The organism is Bacteroides sp. MSK.20.82 (assembly GCF_019052485.1).
GTDB classification, from domain to species: domain Bacteria; phylum Bacteroidota; class Bacteroidia; order Bacteroidales; family Bacteroidaceae; genus Bacteroides; species Bacteroides thetaiotaomicron.
On sequence record NZ_JAHQUN010000002.1, the window covers coordinates 420,862 to 439,117 of the forward strand.

Annotated in this window: 15 protein-coding genes; 13 read left to right on the plus strand and 2 right to left on the minus strand. The window is 46.4% G+C overall.

All coding sequences use genetic code 11. From position 1 onward, the window contains the following. Positions 1-11: 11 nt before the first annotated feature. Genes KTR07_RS03970 through ccsA form a run of 10 tightly spaced genes read left to right on the plus strand, consistent with a single transcriptional unit; the run spans position 12 to position 13,177 of the window. Positions 12-383 (plus strand): hypothetical protein, encoded by a 372-nt coding sequence (locus KTR07_RS03970; protein ID WP_008760087.1) that lies wholly within the window; start codon positions 12-14, stop codon positions 381-383. 13 nt (positions 384-396) lie between these two features. After that, positions 397-876: a hypothetical protein gene (locus KTR07_RS03975; protein ID WP_008760088.1), complete on the plus strand. Its 480-nt coding sequence runs from the start codon at positions 397-399 to the stop codon at positions 874-876. 28 nt (positions 877-904) lie between these two features. After that, positions 905-2,422, plus strand: a complete 1,518-nt coding sequence (xylB, locus tag KTR07_RS03980; protein ID WP_008764573.1) for a xylulokinase — start codon at positions 905-907, stop codon at positions 2,420-2,422. Between the two features lie 24 nt (positions 2,423-2,446). Beyond that, on the plus strand, positions 2,447-3,481 hold the full coding sequence (locus KTR07_RS03985; RefSeq protein WP_008764574.1) for a zinc-binding dehydrogenase: 1,035 nt from the start codon (positions 2,447-2,449) through the stop codon (positions 3,479-3,481). A 39-nt stretch (positions 3,482-3,520) separates the two neighbouring features. Beyond that, the gene (gene deoC / locus KTR07_RS03990) at positions 3,521-4,237 is read left to right on the plus strand and encodes a deoxyribose-phosphate aldolase (protein WP_008764575.1); all 717 of its coding nucleotides are present in this window, start codon (positions 3,521-3,523) and stop codon (positions 4,235-4,237) included. Between the two features lie 44 nt (positions 4,238-4,281). After that, positions 4,282-6,816 (plus strand): hypothetical protein, encoded by a 2,535-nt coding sequence (locus KTR07_RS03995; RefSeq protein ID WP_011109257.1) that lies wholly within the window; start codon positions 4,282-4,284, stop codon positions 6,814-6,816. Beyond that, positions 6,816-8,615 carry a YncE family protein gene (locus KTR07_RS04000; protein WP_008764577.1) on the plus strand — a complete coding sequence of 600 codons (1,800 nt, stop codon included), beginning with the start codon at positions 6,816-6,818 and terminating at the stop codon, positions 8,613-8,615. Before KTR07_RS03995 ends, KTR07_RS04000 begins: the two co-directional genes overlap by 1 nt. Before the next feature lie 36 nt (positions 8,616-8,651). Continuing rightward, positions 8,652-9,542 carry a hypothetical protein gene (locus tag KTR07_RS04005; RefSeq protein ID WP_008760094.1) on the plus strand — a complete coding sequence of 297 codons (891 nt, stop codon included), beginning with the start codon at positions 8,652-8,654 and terminating at the stop codon, positions 9,540-9,542. Between the two features lie 40 nt (positions 9,543-9,582). Next, the gene (locus KTR07_RS04010; RefSeq protein ID WP_008764578.1) at positions 9,583-10,728 is read left to right on the plus strand and encodes a PTS cellobiose transporter subunit IIC; all 1,146 of its coding nucleotides are present in this window, start codon (positions 9,583-9,585) and stop codon (positions 10,726-10,728) included. Between the two features lie 13 nt (positions 10,729-10,741). After that, positions 10,742-13,177, plus strand: a complete 2,436-nt coding sequence (ccsA, locus tag KTR07_RS04015) for a cytochrome c biogenesis protein CcsA (protein ID WP_008764579.1) — start codon at positions 10,742-10,744, stop codon at positions 13,175-13,177. 195 nt (positions 13,178-13,372) lie between these two features. Here ccsA and KTR07_RS04020 read toward each other — a convergent pair whose 3' ends face one another. Both KTR07_RS04020 and KTR07_RS04025 read right to left on the minus strand, forming a co-directional pair. Continuing rightward, a complete protein-coding gene (locus KTR07_RS04020) occupies positions 13,373-15,172 on the minus strand; it encodes a hypothetical protein (RefSeq protein ID WP_117981188.1) in 1,800 nt (599 codons plus the stop codon). 4 nt (positions 15,173-15,176) lie between these two features. Beyond that, a complete protein-coding gene (locus KTR07_RS04025; RefSeq protein ID WP_008760098.1) occupies positions 15,177-15,590 on the minus strand; it encodes an HU family DNA-binding protein in 414 nt (137 codons plus the stop codon). Between the two features lie 694 nt (positions 15,591-16,284). Here KTR07_RS04025 and KTR07_RS04030 point away from each other — a divergent pair. The 3 genes from KTR07_RS04030 to KTR07_RS04040 all read left to right on the plus strand — a co-directional run bounded on the left by KTR07_RS04030 (position 16,285) and on the right by KTR07_RS04040 (position 18,135). Continuing rightward, positions 16,285-16,734, plus strand: coding sequence for a hypothetical protein (locus tag KTR07_RS04030; RefSeq protein ID WP_008764582.1), 450 nt, complete (start codon positions 16,285-16,287; stop codon positions 16,732-16,734). 171 nt (positions 16,735-16,905) lie between these two features. Beyond that, positions 16,906-17,367: a hypothetical protein gene (locus KTR07_RS04035; RefSeq protein ID WP_008764583.1), complete on the plus strand. Its 462-nt coding sequence runs from the start codon at positions 16,906-16,908 to the stop codon at positions 17,365-17,367. A gap of 60 nt (positions 17,368-17,427) precedes the next feature. Next, positions 17,428-18,135 (plus strand): hypothetical protein, encoded by a 708-nt coding sequence (locus tag KTR07_RS04040; RefSeq protein WP_008764584.1) that lies wholly within the window; start codon positions 17,428-17,430, stop codon positions 18,133-18,135. Positions 18,136-18,256: the final 121 nt, after the last annotated feature.

Sequence of the window (18,256 nt, forward strand, 5' to 3'; positions counted from 1 at the left end):
TTATCTATAATATGAAATACTATCTATCGACCTTTGCCGGCTCCGCCATCTGTGGTGGTTTCGCTTTCGGCATCTGGCCGGAACTCTGGAAGACTTACGGTCTGATGGGCGGCTGGCTGGCGGCAACGCTGATTATCGGCATCATGTGGTATATGAATCATTATAACGGAGCGATCTTGAATCCTCCGGGAAAAATATGGCTCGATCAGGGCTGGTGTATCGGTTCTGCCGGTATAGCCTGGGGAATCGTCCGCTTTCAGGGAGACATTACCAATTTCTTTTATGCAGTGCCTACACTGGTCTGTTGTCTGATAGGCGGTGCACTGGCGGGAATTGTAGTTTGGAAAATCCGTTCGTGCGACTGTGCCCGAAAGATAAAATAAGGAGGAGAACACAATGAGCGAATGGTTACAAACCTATAATGAGATGTTCGGTATGTATCATGCCGGAATCATTACCACTATTTTCGGAGCTTTTGCCGTGACATTTACCGTATTGATGAGCTGGCCCAAGCTGGTGAAGGACTTCGGTCCGATAGGCGGATTCATGGCAGCCGCCCTTATCATCGGAACATTCTGGCTGGTCAATCATAAACTGCCCGGATTCGGCTTCTCTACCGGATTGCTGAATGATGCCGACGGCTTGCCGATGCAATTCAGCCTGATCCATCAGGGGAATCGCGGCAGTGCCCCCTGGGTAGACATGGGATGGGCGATTGCGATGGGATTCATCTTTGCAGACGTGCTCTGCGCACCGAAAGGCACACGCGGCGGATTGCTGAAAGAAGCGTTTCCCCGTTGGGTAGTTATTATACTGGGCGGCATCGTCGGAGGAATCTTCGTCGGCCTTACCGGATACACGAATGCGGCACTCTAATTCAATTAACTGAAAAGGAAAATATAAAATGTATATATTAGCACATGACTTGGGTACCAGCGGGAACAAAGCCACTTTGTTCGATGAATCGGGGCTGTTGATAGCTTCGCGTACCGCTGCTTATCCTACCGACTATGCTTCCGGCAACCGGGCGGAACAGAATCCGCACCATTGGTGGAAAGCCATCGTTGACACAACACAGGCACTTCTCGAACTGGTATCACCCAATGATATTGCCGGAGTAGCTCTTAGCGGACAAATGATGGGATGTCTTTGCATAGATAAAGACGGTAATCCGCTTCGTCCGCACATGCTCTATTGCGACCAGCGTTCGCAGGAAGAAGAAGCAAAGTTGACCGAAAAGATAGACCCGCTCCATTTCTACGAAATCACGGGACATCGGATCAGCGCCTCTTACTCTGTGGAGAAACTGATGTGGGTAAAGAAGCACGAACCGGAAATCTTTGCGCAGACTGCCAAAATGCTGAATGCGAAAGATTACATCAACTACCGTTTGTGCGGTACTATCGCCACAGACCCTTCGGATGCATCGGGAACCAATGCCTACGATTTGAACCGTTGGCAATGGAGTGAAGAGATCATAGAAGCCGCAGAGCTCGATCTTTCTTTATTCCCCGAAGTCCGTTCGTCGATTGACGTGATCGGAGAAATCACCAACGAAGCTGCCCGTGAGACAGGACTGCTTGCCGGAACACCCGTCATCTGTGGCGGCGGCGACGGTAGCTGTGCCGGAGTAGGTGTCGGCTGTGTGGCTCCGGGCACTGCGTACAATTATCTGGGCTCTTCTTCCTGGGTAGCACTGACGGTCGAAAAGCCGATTGTAGACGAACAACGCCGTACCATGAACTGGGCGCATGTAGTGCCCGGTATGCTGCATCCGTCGGGAACGATGCAGGCGGCAGGATCATCCTACAACTGGATGATCAACCAGCTTTGCCAGAATGAACAGGCACTGGCAGCTCAATCGGGACGCAGCGTGTTCGAACTGATCGACGAGCAGATCATTGCTTCTCCGATAGGTGCGAATAAACTCCTGTTCCTTCCCTATATGCTGGGTGAACGTACTCCCCGTTGGAACGTTGATGCCAAAGGGGCTTTCATCGGTCTGACGCTGGGACACAAACATGGTGATATGTTGCGTGCCGTAATGGAAGGAGTAACCTTGAATCTCGGATTTATCATCAATATATTCCGCAAGCATGTTCCTATCGACCGCATGACGGTGATCGGCGGCTGTGCTCAGAATCCTGTCTGGCGTCAGATGATGGCGGACATCTATCAGGCGGAAATCCGTGTGCCTAACTATCTCGAAGAGGCAACTTCGATGGGAGCGGCCATCCTTGCGGGTATCGGTGCGGGTGTTTTCCCTGATTTCTCTGTAATCGACCGTTTTGTCCGTATCGAGCAGACGGTGCAGCCTATTCCCGAAAACGTGAAGAAGTACGAAGCGTGGATGCCTGTTTTCGATCAGGCTTATCACGCCTTGTGTGAGATGTACACAGAGATAGCAAAAACTGAACTATAACCTATAAAAATGAATAAGAATACGATGAAATCTGTAATTGTGCCGGCTCCCGGCAAAATAGAAATACGAGAGGTCGAAACTCCTGTCATCAATGCTTATCAGGCGTTGGTGAAAACAGAAATGGTGGCACTGTGCAATGCGACCGACAGCAAACTGATTGCGGGACATTTTCCCGGAGTAGATACTTATCCTCTGGCTTTGGGACACGAGAATGCAGGAATTGTAGTGGCTGTAGGCGAGAAGGTACGCAACTTTAAAGTAGGCGACCGTGCTATCGGCGGTCTGATCTCCGACTTTGGCGCGCAGGGTATTAACAGCGGCTGGGGCGGTTTCAGCGAATATGTAGTGGTGAACGATTTCGAGGTACTGAAAGAAGAAGGACTGGCTACCCCCGAACAGGGATGCTGGGACAGCTTTGAAATTCAGAACTCGGTTCCTGCTCATGTGCAGCCGGAAGAAGCGGTGATCTCTTGCACCTGGCGTGAAGTGCTGGGCGCTTTCAAGGATTTCAACCTGACTCCGGGAAAGAAAGTGATAGTGGTAGGCTCCGGTCCTGTAGGACTGAGCTTCGTCAAGTTGGGCAAGCTGTTCGGCTTGGGTCAGATTGATATCGTCGATATGCTTCCTGCCAAACTGGAAGTAGCCCGCCGGATGGGAGCAGACAACGGATATACACCTGCTGAAATCAGCACGCCGGAGTTTATAGCTGCTGCCGGTCGTTCATACGATGCCGTGATTGATGCCGTAGGGCTCGATGTAGTAGTCAATTCCGTATTGCCGTTGGTAAAAATGGGCGGTGATGTCTGTGTATATGGTGTCATGACGAAGAATCCGACATTCGATTTGTCGAAAGCGCCTTACAACTTCGACCTGCATATGCACCAGTGGCCTACCCGTTCGGAAGAGAAAGCGGCTATGACCACGCTGGCACAATGGATTGAAGAAGGCACACTTTCCGCTTCCGACTTCATCACACACCGTTTCAAAATCGAAGAAATAGAAGAAGCCTTCGCTGCCGTGAAGCGGGGTGAAGTATTGAAATGTGTATTGACTTTTTAAGAACTAACAATTAACTAACATATTAAACGACTCAAAACAATGGAAAAGAAAAATATAAACGAAGTGATTGCAAATTTATCAGTAGAACAACTGGCAGGAATGATTGACCATACCTTTCTGAAACCTTTCGGAACGGCGGAGAACATCGAAAAACTCTGTGCAGAAGCCCGTCAGTATCAGTTTGCGATGGTAGCCATCAACCCTGCGGAAGTGGAAACCTGTGTCAAACTGCTGGAAGGTTCGGGTGTACGTGTAGGAGCGGCCATCGGTTTCCCTCTGGGGCAGAATACCGTAGAGTGCAAGGCATTCGAAACCCGTGATGCCATTGCCAAGGGAGCTACCGAAATTGATACGGTCATCAATGTCCGTGCTTTGCAGAAGGGACAGACAGACATTGTAAAGAAAGAAATCGAAGATATGGTTTCTATCTGCAAACCTGCCGGTGTGATCTGTAAAGTGATTCTTGAAACTTGCTACCTGACTGACGAAGAGAAAGAAACCGTATGCCGCATTGCAAAGGAAGCAGGTGTGGACTTCGTAAAAACGTCTACCGGATTCGGTACGGCAGGCGCCAACGTGCATGATGTTGCATTGATGCGTCGTGTGGTAGGTCCGGTGATCGGTGTGAAAGCTGCGGGCGGTATTCGCGACCTCGATACGGCACTGGCATTGATTCAGGTGGGTGCTACCCGCATCGGTACTTCAAGCGGTATTCAGATTGTAGAAGCTTACAAAGAGTTGAAGAAAGGTCTGTAATATCCGGTTCAGAAAGGTAAATTTAAGGTAAACAGGAATTTGAAATGATAAGATCGAAATTAATAAAGTGGTTGAAGTGGGGGATGGTATGTTGCATGCTCGTCCCGTTCCTTGCCTGGCAGGCGAAGGACACTTCTTTCCAGCCAACCGACACAAAAGGTTTTATCGCCGAAATGCAGAAGCAGTTTGCAGAGGTTCAGACGATAAAGAAGAAAGAGAATCACAGGGAAGAGCTGGAACGTAAAGTGAGAGATACACACCGGATGTTGATGCATGATTATCCGGTTTATTATGACTGGTGGCTACAGGATGGAAATGATGCGAAAGACATAAAGGACGGAAAAGATGTAAACTGGTTCAGAGGTTCTTTCAGCCGGCAGCTTTCCCTTCGTATGCAGAAACTGAATATTACTACTGCTGTCAATGATACTCCGGAAAGTATTGAAGCGGCTTTCCAGTCTTATCTGAAAGCGTGCGAGAGAAGACGTGCCGAACGTCTGGAAACTTTCACTGCCAATCAGCCGGAGATTGTTTTTACGAAGTTCAGAACGTTGCGTCCTTCTTTCTTTGCTTATACCGAAGGCGTTTCCGATGCCCGTGCCGAGTGCAACTACTTTGCAGGCGGTTCGCTGTCGAAGATTAAGATGAACGGTATCTGGGCGGAGGAAGAAACACTGCTGACGGACGAAGACGGTGTATATCGTGACCCTAATCTTCATTTTGACGGTCAGCACCTGCTTTTCTCCTGGAAGAAGTCTGCAAAAGACGATGATTTCCATTTGTATGAGATGGATTTAAAGACACGTGCGGTCAAGCAACTGACTTTCGGAAAAGGACATGCCGATATCGAAGGCATCTACCTGCCGGATGAGAATATACTTTTCAACTCTACCCGTAGCGGGAGTGCGGTGGATTGCTGGTTTACCGAAGTCAGCAATATGTACCTCTGCGACCGTGAAGGCCGTTATATGCGTCAGGTAGGTTTCGACCAGGTGCATACTACTACGCCGACTTTGCTTGACGATGGTCGGGTAGTTTACACTCGTTGGGACTATAATGACCGTGGTCAAGTATGGGCGCAACCTCTGTTCCAGATGAATCCTGACGGAACGGGACAGGCCGAATATTACGGAATGAACAGCTGGTTCCCGACAACGGTAGCGCATACCCGTCAGATTCCCGGTACACGTAAAGTGATGACTGTCTTCATGGGACATCATAATCCCCAGCACGGTAAATTGGGTATTATTGATCCCGAAGCCGGAAGAGATGAGAATGAAGGTGTCATGTTTGTTGCTCCGGTGCGCAAGCCCGAGGCAGAGCGTATAGATAGCTACGGACAGTTTACTGACCAGTTCCAGCATCCTTTCCCGCTGAACGAGACGGAATTTCTGATTTCCTATACTCCGCTGGGATACCATATCGGACATCCGATGGAGTTTGGCATTTATTGGATGAATGCAAACGGAGAACGCGAATTACTGGTTGCTGATTCGAAGATATCCTGCAATCAGCCTATCTTGCTTGCTCCCCGTAAACGTCCGTTCCACCGCTCGACTTCTGTAGACTATACGAAGAATGAAGGAGTATATTATATGCAGAATATCTATGAAGGGAATGGCTTGAAAGGAGTGGCTCCCGGAACGATCAAACAGCTTCGTATCGTAGAAATTCAATTCCGTGCAGCCGGTGTGGGCGAGGTGAATGGTAATGATGAGGGAGGTGGCGCATTGGCAAGTTCTCCGGTAGGAGTCGGCAATGCCGCTTGGGACGTGAAGAGAGTGATCGGAGTGACGGATGTATATCCCGACGGTTCCGCTTTCTTTAAAGTACCTGCCCGCAGACCGCTTTACTTCCAGGCGTTGGACGATAAGGGAAGGGTAGTGCAGACGATGCGCAGCTGGTCTACCTTGCAGCCGAACGAAGTTCAGAGTTGTGTAGGATGCCATGAACACAAGAATACGGTTCCGGTGGCAGGTCATCGGGTATCCATGGCAATGGACAAAGGAATCAAGGCATTGGCTCCGGAAGATGAAATGGGAGAACGTAACTTCAGCTATCTGAAAGAGATTCAGCCTATCTGGGACCGAAATTGTATCTCTTGTCATGACGGAGTGAAACACCCGATGAGCTTGAAAGGAGAACTGAAGGTAGTGGACAAACAGAGTAAAAGAAAATATACGGACTCATATCTCAGTCTGACGCATGCCCGTCCGGATGGTCCCGACAGAGCATGGAGAGGCGATGCCCATCATCCTGAAGTAAACTGGATCAGTGCTTTGTCCCAGCCTACTTTGTTGCCTCCTTATTTTGCAGGGTCCAACAAGAGTAATCTGATCAAGCGTCTGGAAGAGGGTCATGGAGGTACGAAGCTGACACCGCAGGAGATACGTAAAGTTTCTCTCTGGATCGACTTGCTCGTTCCTCAGATCGGTGACTACCGGGAAGCGAACAACTGGTCGGATCATGATCGGGAGTTTTACGACCGCTACGATAAGAAGCGGAAACAAGCCCGCATGGAGGAACAGGAGAATATTCGCCAGTACATTCAATCTCTTCAAACTAAACAACAGAAATAATGAAAAAGATATTGATACCTGTTAGTATCGTAGCTATACTTCTTTGCGCTAGTTGGAAAGAAGATGCAAAGACGGTTTCGCCGGATCGTTTGTTTCTGGCGGACAGTGGAAAGTCCTTGTTTGTAACGAACAGGGCAGGCAATGAATTAATCAAAATGTCGTCCGACGGACAGAAGGCGGAACAGAAAGTGACCCTTTCCTCGCCCGTCAACGCCATGACACAAGACCCGTCCGGCAACCTTTGGGTGGTATGCGACGGAAACACCGGCATGATGTACGAACTGGATGGAAAGAAACTTTCGGTGCAGTCAAAAACAAAGAGCGGTGCTACGCCTTCGGATATCTTGTACAGTCCGGTGTCCAAATCGCTTTGGGTGACACAACGCTTCAACAATGAGTTGTGGGAAATTGATCCGGCAACCCGTAAGGTAAAGACAAAGATTGCGGTCGGTCGTGAACCGGTGGCTATGGCTCCGTTTGCGGGCGACTCTTGCCTGCTGATTGCCAATAATCTGCCGGAAATGTCCTCTACGGCTTATCCTATTGCAGTGCAGCTCGATATCGTAGATGTCCCTTCAAAGAAGGTGACGGGACGCATCATGTTGCCGAACGGCGCTACCGATGCGAAGTCTGTAGCGGTAGATAAAAATCAGACGTATGCGTATGTCACTCACTTGATTGCCCGTTATCAGTTGCCTACCAATCAGCTGGACCGCGGATGGATGGCTACGAACACGCTGTCCATTATCGACCTGAAAGCTGGAAAACTGCTGACTTCCGTATTGTTGGACACTCCCCAGAAGGGAGCCGCCAACCCGTGGTCGGTGATTGTCACTCCGGATGATAAACAGATTATCGTAGCTGCTGCCGGAAGTCAGGAGCTGGTTCGTATTGACCGCATTGCTTTGCACGAACGTTTGGCGAAGGCAAAGCAGGGGGAGATGGTGACTCCTTCCGTGAAGTCATGGAATAATATTCCGAATGATGCGGGATTCTTATATGGTATCCGCGACTTTATCCCGACACAGGGGAAAGGCCCCCGTTCGGTGGTTGCTACCGGAGATAAGATTTACACAGCCAACTATTATACTTCGGAACTGGTGTCTATGGATTTGAACGGCAAGAATCTGAAGAAGCAGGTTTTGGGTGCACCGCTGGCTTTCACGAAAGTCGGAAAGGGTGATATGTATTTCCATGACGCTACTATTTGTTTCCAGAACTGGCAGAGCTGTGCTACCTGTCATCCGAATGACGCCCGCATGGACGGACTTAACTGGGACTTGCTGAATGACGGCATGGGAAATCCGAAGAATACCAAGACACTCTTGCTTTCGCATCAGACTCCGCCCTGTATGGCGACCGGTATCCGTAAGAATGCCGAAGTAGCGGTACGTTCGGGTGTGAAGTATATTCTGTTTATGGAAGGTGAAGACGAAATATACGAATCCATCGACGAATATCTGAAATCCCTGAAACCGTTGCCAAGCCCATACCTTGTGAACGGTAAACTTTCCGGTAAGGCAAAGAAGGGAAAGAAGATTTTTGAAGAAAACTGTGCGAGCTGCCATTCCGGAGAGTACTATACAGATCAGAAACAGTATAAGGTAGACTGGACAACGGGTCCGGACAAGGGACTGTCTATGGATGTTCCGGCACTGAATGAATGCTGGCGTACAGCTCCCTATCTTTATGACGGGCGCAGCTATTCAATGAAGGATATGCTGAAAGTTCACGGACCTCATAAGCCTGTCACTGAGAAGGAATTGGAAGAACTGGAAGAGTATGTGTTGTCTTTGTAAAGAAGATATCTGTTTATATTAATACTTAGAATAATAATGATAAAGATATGTAGTGTTGCGTTTTTGTCGCTTCTGCTCTCTGCCTCTTCTCTGTTTGCACAGACCAAGACGTTTGCCGGAGCCGATTATTCGCAGGGAATCGTATTTGTGATGGAAAACAACCAAATGGTGTGGAAGCACAAAGCGCCCGATTCCAATGATTTGTGGATATTGCCTAACGGCAATATCCTCTTCACCACCGGACACGGAGTGCTCGAAATGACCCGTCAGAACGATACCATTTTCCATTATGAATCAAAAAGTCCGGTCTTTGCCTGCCAACGCCTGAAAAATGGTAATACTTTCGTTGGCGAATGTGTTACAGGACGGATGCTGGAGATATCCCCCAAAGGGAAGATTGTGAAAGAAACCTGCATCCTGCCGAAAGGTGTGAAGGATGGCGGATTCGCATTCATGCGTAATGCACGGCGGCTGGATAACGGTCATTTCCTCGTAGCTCATTATGGAGACCAGTGTGTGAAGGAGTATGATGCAAACGGCAAGGTGGTGTGGAAGCTGGATGTTCCCGGCGGTCCTCATTCTCTGACTCGTCTGCCTAACGGACATACGCTGATAGCTGTTGCCGATAAAGATCAGAACCCCAGATTGATAGAAGTGACTCCAGAAGGAAAAACGATCTGGGAAATATCGAATGCGGATATTCCCGGAAAGCCTTTGAAGTTTCTCGGAGGTTTTCAGTACTTCTCCGACGGACGTTTCCTGATTACGAACTGGACGGGACACGTGAACCCGAAGGAGAAAGTACATCTGCTGCTGGTAGACCGCCAGAAGAATGTGCTCTACTCTCTGGAGAATACTCCGGAACTACAGACGATGTCTTCCGTATATAGTACAGACAAACCGGCGGGGGTAGCTTCGTATCATTAATTGATGTCTGTGGCATAAAAAAAACATTGAAGTTTGCAATATGAAATATTATCGGATAAAATGTGAAATCTATAAAGCGGCAGGAAAGAGCTGGGAACGAATGGCGGAAGAATTACTTCTGTCAGCCGTTCGCGGGGAAGGAAAGGAACATGGGGGAAAAGTGGTCCGTCTTGTATTCTTTACATTCTGTGAGGATAATCGGGAATATCAGCTCCAACGGTCTTTTCTGGAACAATGGGTGGACGATCATTTCGTTTCTCCCCGTCCGGTTCTTTCGCTCGTAGCCCAAAAGCCTTTGGTGGGAGAACTGGTCATGGAAGTCCATTCGTTGCCGGCAACTGCCGGTGAGGAAGTGACGGTAGAAGAACAGATGACTTCTTCCGTCCGCTACCTTCGGGTTACTTCCGGTCATTATCGGGAAATAATAGCGGGAGGACTTTATGCCGACGATTTGACTCTTCCTGTCCGCGAACAGTCGGAGCAGGTGTTCGGGAAAGCGGAAGAAATTCTGAAAGCGGAGCAGATGAGCTTCGGTGATATTGTCCGCCAGTGGAATTATCTGGAACGCATCACGGATATTGTGTACGGCAATCAGTGTTATCAGGATTTTAATGATATACGTTCGCAGTTTTATGCTTCTTCGGAATGGGCTTCCGGATATCCGGCAGCCACAGGAATCGGGACGCAGCATGGTGGAATACTAGTCGATTTCAATGCCGTCAAAGGAGGAATAGAGATTATCCCGTTGGATAATGACTGGCAGAGAGCTGCCCATGTCTATTCGGATGAAGTCCTGATCAGCCACCGGACGGATGCGGAGAAGGGAACTCCCAAGTTTGAAAGAGGCAAATCGTTGTCCGATCATCAACAGGAGATGATTTATATATCCGGCACAGCCGCCATTCGTGGTGAAGAAAGTATCGTGACGGGCGACGTGCTTGTGCAGACGGAAATCACACTGGAGAATATCCAGCATCTGATTGGTCTGGAAGAAGGGAGAGAGAAACTTCCGGAACATTCCGGCAAGCTGGAACTTCTCCGTGTGTATCTGAAGCATGAAGAGGATGCGAAGATTGTAAAAGAAGATATGGACAAACTTTGTCCCGATGTTCCTATTGTCTATCTTTATGCCGATGTATGCAGGGAAGAACTGCTTGTAGAAATAGAAGGTATTGCTTATTTGTAAAAACAGAAAACTGATGAAACTGATTCGATTGATCGCTTCTCCGATTTTGATGTACGTATTAGCGGGAGTTTATGCGTTGGTACTGGCAATCGCCACTTTTGTGGAAAATTCGTCCGGTCCGGCCGTTGCGCGCGAATACTTTTATTATGCTCCGTGGTTTATTTTGTTGCAACTCTTGCAGGCTGTCAATCTGTTGGCCATGTTTCTTCAGGGAGGTTATTTCAAAAGAATCAGTAAAGGAAGTCTGATCTTTCATGGGGCTTTGGTTTTTATTTGGTTGGGGGCGGCTGTTACTCACTATGCAGGAGTAACAGGAATCATGCACATCCGTGAGGGGGAAACGGTGGACCGCATGATGCGCGATGAAGGGGCAGGGATGGGAAATGCCTCCCTGCCTTTTTCTGTCACTCTCGATGATTTCCGGTTAAAGCGTTATCCGGGCTCTCACAGTCCGATGTCTTATGAAAGCGATCTGGTGATAAAGAAGGAGAATGAAGCTCCTTTGCAGGCTACGGTCCGGATGAATAAGGTGATTGAAGTGGATGGTTATCGCTTGTTTCAGTCTTCGTTCGATCCGGATGAGCAGGGAACGGTGTTGTCCGTAAGTTATGACCGTCCCGGTATGCAGATTACCTATATCGGCTATTTCCTGCTGTTTGCCGGCTTTGTGCTGACTCTGTTCAGTAAGAAGTCCCGTTTCGGGCGTTTGCGCAGGGAACTGGGGGAGATGAAAAAGAATGCTCCTTTCTGTCTGCTTCTCTTTTTAGGTTTATCCGGTGCTTTGGGTACACAGGCGTCATATGCGCAGGAAACGCTTTCTTCTTCGCAGCTACCTTGCATTCCTGCCCCGCACGCCCGGAAATTCGGCAGTCTGGTACTGCTCAATCCTAATGGTCGCCTTGAACCTGTCAACAGTTACACTTCCGCCATTCTGCGCAAACTTTACGGAGCGGACAAGCTGAACAGCATCAATTCAGACCAGTTCTTTCTGAATCTTCTCGCTTTTCCGGATGAGTGGGGTGGCTATCCTTTTATCAAGGTCGATAATAAAGATATTCTTCAACGGTTCGGAAGAGACGGCAAATACATCGCATGGCAGGATGTCTTTGATGCCGACGGCAATTATGTGCTGACCGATGAAGTGAATGCCATCTATGCAAAATCCGCTTCAGAACGGAAACGAATGGATTCGGATTTGTTAAAACTGGATGAATCGGTGAATATTGTCTACCGTATTATGCAACATCAACTTCTGCCTCTCTTCCCGGACGAAAACGACGTTCAGGGAAAATGGTACTCGGCAGGTGACGAACAAACCGTCTTTCATGATAAGGATTCCCTGTTTGTTTCTAAAATCATGGATTGGTATATCTACGAATTGGGTAATGGTGTCCGCACTAATAACTGGAAAGAAGCGGACAAGATTGTCGATATGATGCATATCTTCCAGCAAGCTAAAAGTAAAACTCCCGCTATTGACAATCAGAGAGTAAAAGCGGAGCTTCTCTATAATCAGTTAAACCTGTTCTTCTGGTGTCGTCTGGCTTACCTGATTTTGGGCGGAATCTTACTTTTCATAGCCTGCGGAGAGATTATCGCGGATTTCAAATGGGGGAGCAGACTGAGCAGCATACTGATTGTTCTTCTGATCGCTGCTTTCCTTGCACACACGACCGGTGTCTTACTGCGCTGGTATATCTCCGAACGTGCACCGTGGGCGAATGCTTACGAATCAATGATCTGCACTTCCTGGCTGCTCGTTGGCGGAGGCCTCTTGTTTGCCCGGCGTTTCCGTATTCTCCCTGCGCTTGCCGGACTGTTAGGCGGAATCATGCTTTTCGTGGCAGGACTGAACCATCTGAATCCGGAAATAACTCCTTTGGTTCCGGTGCTTCAGTCGTATTGGCTGATGTCTCATGTCGCCATTATCATGATCGGCTATGTATTCTTCGCACTTTGTGCGCTGACGGGACTGTTTAATCTTATCTTGATGAATCTGCTTTCTGCCACCAATCGGGTGAAGCTTCTCTTCCGTATCCGTGAGTTTACCTTACTGAATGAAATGGCAATGATTCTCGGCTTATTCTTTATGACGGCAGGAACCTTCCTCGGTGCCATCTGGGCAAATGTCTCATGGGGCAGATACTGGGGATGGGACCCGAAAGAAACATGGGCTTTAATCTCTATTGTTGTCTATGCACTGGTACTTCATATCCGTTTTATCCCGCTGCTGAAAGGTAAAACAACTTGGTGTTACAATTTGCTGTCCGTAGTCTCCATTCTCTCCATTATCATGACTTGGTTTGGAGTAAACTACTACCTGAGCGGCTTGCACTCTTATGGAAAGACCGAAGGGGGAGATTTACTGTTATGGATATGGGGAGCGGGTTTGTGTGTTGTGCTTGCTTTGGCCCTCTTTGCACGCAGGCGTTTGAAAAAGTATTCATGATTCGGTAAATAATAGAATTAGCCGCTTGTGACATTTTTGTCTTTATTCTAAGTATTATACGGGGATAAACAAAAATGTCACAGCGTTTGTAATCAGTGGTTTACCCCTGAAAATGACTTGTTTTTAAAATAAGTTTGCAAAAAACTATAGGATGTTTTTGTCTTTTTCCGGATCAAAACTGCATTTTTCTTTCATTTATTTGTGTTTCAGTATTTTAATCATTCTGGCTTCGCGATTCCTGCTGTTTTCTATTTCCGCATATTGTTCCAGTTCTTTCGTCGTTATGCCCCGTCCCGTGTTTAATCCCATCTTTTTATATACCTGTCTGAGCATACTTTTCGCTTCCTGCACGGATATTTCAGCACCCACAGGAAAAGCACGTTGGATATATGTCCGCATTTGTCCGGACTTCTTAATCGTATGCTCGCTACTCACATTTAGTGCTGTCCGCAATTTATTCTCATTATAATCGGCTTCCCTTACAAATTCCGCTCCGAAGCGGCAGAAACAGTCGTATATATACCTGTCGGCGGTAGAAGTAATCAGATTCATCAACATACGCTGATACCTTTTCTGTATTTTCTTGTCGGTAGCTTTGCTCATCTTTTCCATCTCTTCCAGTTTCCGGACGATCAGTTCTGCCCGTTTTTTCTTTGCCAGACGATGCTGGATAGCCATGCGTTCATTATCCGAAACCGGCATCAGGCGTTCTTCGTGCGAGAAGACAAAATATCCGGTCTGCTCGTAAGCAAGGTGCAGCAGATCGGCAGAGGTGTACAAGCGTTTCACTTGTTCCTTTTCATAGAAGTTGGCTATCAGAAACGAATCCGGCTTTCCGTTTTCGTCCAGATAAGGGAGGTAAGAGTTTTCTCCGATGGCTTCCTGTAGTAAGGTGCGTTCGCCTATGTTGGTAGTTCGTGCCAGTTGCGCTTTCCAGCCGTTGAAAATGGTGGAAGCTCCCTGAATCCAGTGATCGATTTCAGAAGAAGACATACATTCCAGTTCCGGTCGGATAGAAGCGATGTGTGTCACACTGTTGACTCCGCCCCGGAAACGTCCGATAATCAGGATTGCCTCGGTGGCAGGGTCAATAACGGATTGCGCGGCACCATACAAGTCACTGACGAAAATCACATGAGGCGGATTTTTGCAGAGTATGTCTACCGCCGAGTAGAAGCGGGAGGTGAAGAAATTGTAGCGTTCCAGTTCGGTGATCATCATTGACTTTTTGCGGCGGTTTCCTTTCCAGAGCTTGTATTGTCCGTCTTCGCTACAGAATGTGCAGGCATTGCTTAGTTCGGGTATCAACCGGTAGAAGCTGTCTATCGAATCTATACTGTTACAGAAAATACAGACAGTTCCTCTCTTGGCTTCAATCACTTCCTGCAGGGTTTCCAGCACATTGTTGGTAGTAATCAGTTTCAGTTTCTGCCGATAGACATAATCCGGCTGAATCAATACCCGCATGAAACCGTCAAAACGACTGTCCTTTTCGGGTACGATAGGTGTAGCGGAAATCAGTGCCTTGTTCTGGAAACGAAAGAAATCATTCATCGGTTCGCGGATAGAGTCACGGTAGTGCACGTCCTGTACCAGCTTCTCGCATTCATCAAACAAGATGAAGCATTCGGTATACATATCTATATCCACCGTTTGCATGGCTTCCTTTATCTTGTTGAAGCCTTCGGGGGTAGTCAGTAGTTTATAATCCTTCTCCCGGTTTGCTTCCAGAAAGTCGGCGATCTGCCGGATGCTTACACCTTTATAGACAGCAAGTGCATTCTTATGTACCTTTGCTTTCGACTCGATGACGGGTACATTCGGTTCGATGATAATGGATTTGCGTGGTGCTGTGAGTTCACAGTGCGTGGCACCCAGTCCCGGCAGCAGTTTGTTGATGATGCAATTGGTAGGAATAAAATCTTTTCCTGCACGTTTTAGCGCATCCGCAAAGTATTCTCCTTTCCGGATGGAGTAAATTCGATCGTATTCCATGCAATTAATATTTCCGTTTATTGTGTTTCTTTGGATTGTACTTCTCAAATCCGGCAGCTGAAATACGTTTTTTTAGATTCTTGTCCGCTTTAAAAACTACGTTTTTCACTTGGATGGATTCTGCCCTGTGGTTTTCGTCAGGCTCTTTGTCTTCACAGAAATTTCCGTTTAGAGAGAAACTGCCGAAGTCGTCCAGATTGAGTATGTTTCCGTCTTTCAGTACGGCTTCCATTCCTTCCAGTACTATGCTGAGGCTTTTGTATGCTTCTCCTTTGGATAGGTTGTATTTGGTTGCCAGATATTCTACGAATGCTTTGGTGTCCAGTGTATCCCATGATAGCAGTTGTACCCGGACATTTGTCTCCTTATCTCCTGTGAATGTATCCGCGAAGCGGGTTGTTTTGTAAAGTATGCTCATAATAACTCCTTTCAATAGCCATTGTTTGCGGTGCAGTTGAGTAATAGCCGGGATAGACAAGTGTAACAGGAATATTGCACAAGTATAACAGGACGGTTGCTCAAGTGCAACAGATTAATTCATACAGATGAAGTTGCTAAAAGATAAGGGATTATTTTTAGTTTGTGTGGGAAAAACAATTAACTCTTCCTTATGAATTGGTAAAAACATCTTGTCGGTTAAGACGATGCAAAGGTAAGAATAAGTACCGGACTAACAAGAGAATAAATCTATTTTGTGACTTTGTCTTTGATGTCATGGTTTGGTATAGTAAATTTTATTCAAACATTAATAATGATAGTATTTTTATCGGATTATCAACAAACAATGCATACAATAGATGAAAAGATGGCACGACCTTAAAATATAATATGCTAATTGACTGCTAATTAATATTCTCAACATCTAGTTTGTATTATTGAATTGAACAACCAAAATGAATGTCTTTATGGATATAAAAAAGAATTTGCGGACCGTTGCGAGGAATGCAGCGTTTAGGGTAGAGTTTCTCACGAGTGGGAGAGAGATTCTTTTGTACACGAATGCTATTTACTCTGCTATGATGTGGGGGTGGACTAAGCGCATCGAAGAGAAAGAAAAAGAAACTCACATAAGAGAAGAGTTAATAAAGTAATAATCTTAAAAACGACAGGCTATGTTACAGGAATTTTTAGAAATTGAAGAACTGAAATCAATACATGAAGAGAAGCTCAGATTGATGGAGAGGGAAATGGCATTATCAACTCCTTTACTAACAGAATTGGAGTATATACCCATGCTGTATAAATGGTATTGTGAATTGTCCGGTTGCTGTGAGGAAGCAGGAGTACAGAATACCGATCAGAAAGGACAATTTCTTTTCGTTATCTTATTTTTTTATTCTCCTATTGCATTAGTTGGCGGAAGAATAGTAAGTGGTGTTCGGGATAAGCTGGCACAATTATTCGGATTTACTTCCCCGTCTGCTGTTTCCAATCTTTGCAAATTAATAAAATCGTTTTATACCACTTACAAAGGGTATAGAAAGATTGTAAATCAGCTATGTGACGAATTTATGAGTCGTCTGAAAGAGAACGGAATCATACCTCAAAATCCTATTTTATGACTTCGGGTAAGATGTCACGGCTGGGGGAACTGAAAATTTACCAGTCATTGATATTGGCAGTACTTTTACCAGCGAATTAGAAAACAGGACCTGTGATTCAAAAGAAAGAACAGTTTAAAGCTAGCTTTTTTATATATTATTTATTAATTAAAAATTTAAACAATTTAAATTATGGCACAATTATCTTGGGGAAAACCCACAATTGAGTTTGGAAAATGTGTGAACGGAGCTACACCGTCAGAATGGACAAAACTAGGTTGCGACCCGGTGGAAAGTTCAACGAAACTGACTCCTACCAAAGGTGAAAAGAAAGAAGCAAAGGTAGAGGGAGGCGAAAATGAAGCAGTGAAGTATGCCAGAAATACTTATGCGTTCGAGTTTGAAATCCGTGCGGCTAAAGGTCGTGAAAAACCGATCAAGGACTCTGACGGAGTAGTTGAAGGCGAGTATGCTTTCCGTCTTACTCCGGAAGATGAAACATGCGAAGGTATCCTGATCGAACGTTCTGTGGTTTCTGTAGAAGAATCATACGACACCGCCGAAGGTAAGAAGTGGAAATACACGGTAGATGTATTGAAACCTGCCACCGGTGATCAGGTGAAACCTTATACTCCTGCTACTCCGGCAGAATAAGATTCTTTTTACGTCAATGGAGAGCGCTAGTCATGGCGCTCTTCTTTTATAAATTCCGCTATGAACATAAATAAAGAAATCGAAATCAACATATCCGATGCTATCGTGGAAAAAGCGATCAGTTTTAGTATCGGTAAGAATAAACTATGTCTCTATCCTTCTACTTTGGGTAAGATGCAAATACTGAAGAACTTGTATCTCTCGATGGATGTCAATATGGAGCTTCTGGCCATTAATCCGCTTGTTGAGACGCTGAGAATCTGCCAAGAGAAAACGGAATCTGTCTGTCAGGTCATTGCTTACTCTACATTCAACGATAGAAAGAGTATTCTGGATATGGAGAAAGTACTTCGGCGTGCCAGGCTTTTTCAGGATGAAGCGTCGGTGGAAGATTTGGCTACCATTTTGACTATTATCCTTTCGAGTGATAAGATAGAAGAGTTCATCCGATATTTTGGTATCGATGCAGACCGGGAAATGAAAACACGAATCAGCAGGATAAAGGGAGAGGGGAGCAGCATCACTTTCGGGGGAAAGAGTATCTATGGACTGCTGATAGACTTTGCCTGCCAGCGCTATGGATGGACAATGGACTACGTACTTTGGGGAATTAGCTATGTCAATCTGAATATGTTGTTTGCCGATGCTGTTACTACTGTGTATCTTAGCGAAGAAGAACGTAAAAAGTTAGGTCGGGGAGATGGCGAGGTGATCAATGCGGATGATCCGGGGAATAGAGATTTGATAAGGAGAATGATTAGTGAGTAATTTATAGAAATAATTATTACGGATTAGTGTTGTTATGTTGTTGTTATTTGTATCTTTGCCAAATGTTTATCACGTTTTACATAAAGGATTCATAGGTGGGATATGAATTGGTAAAATGAAT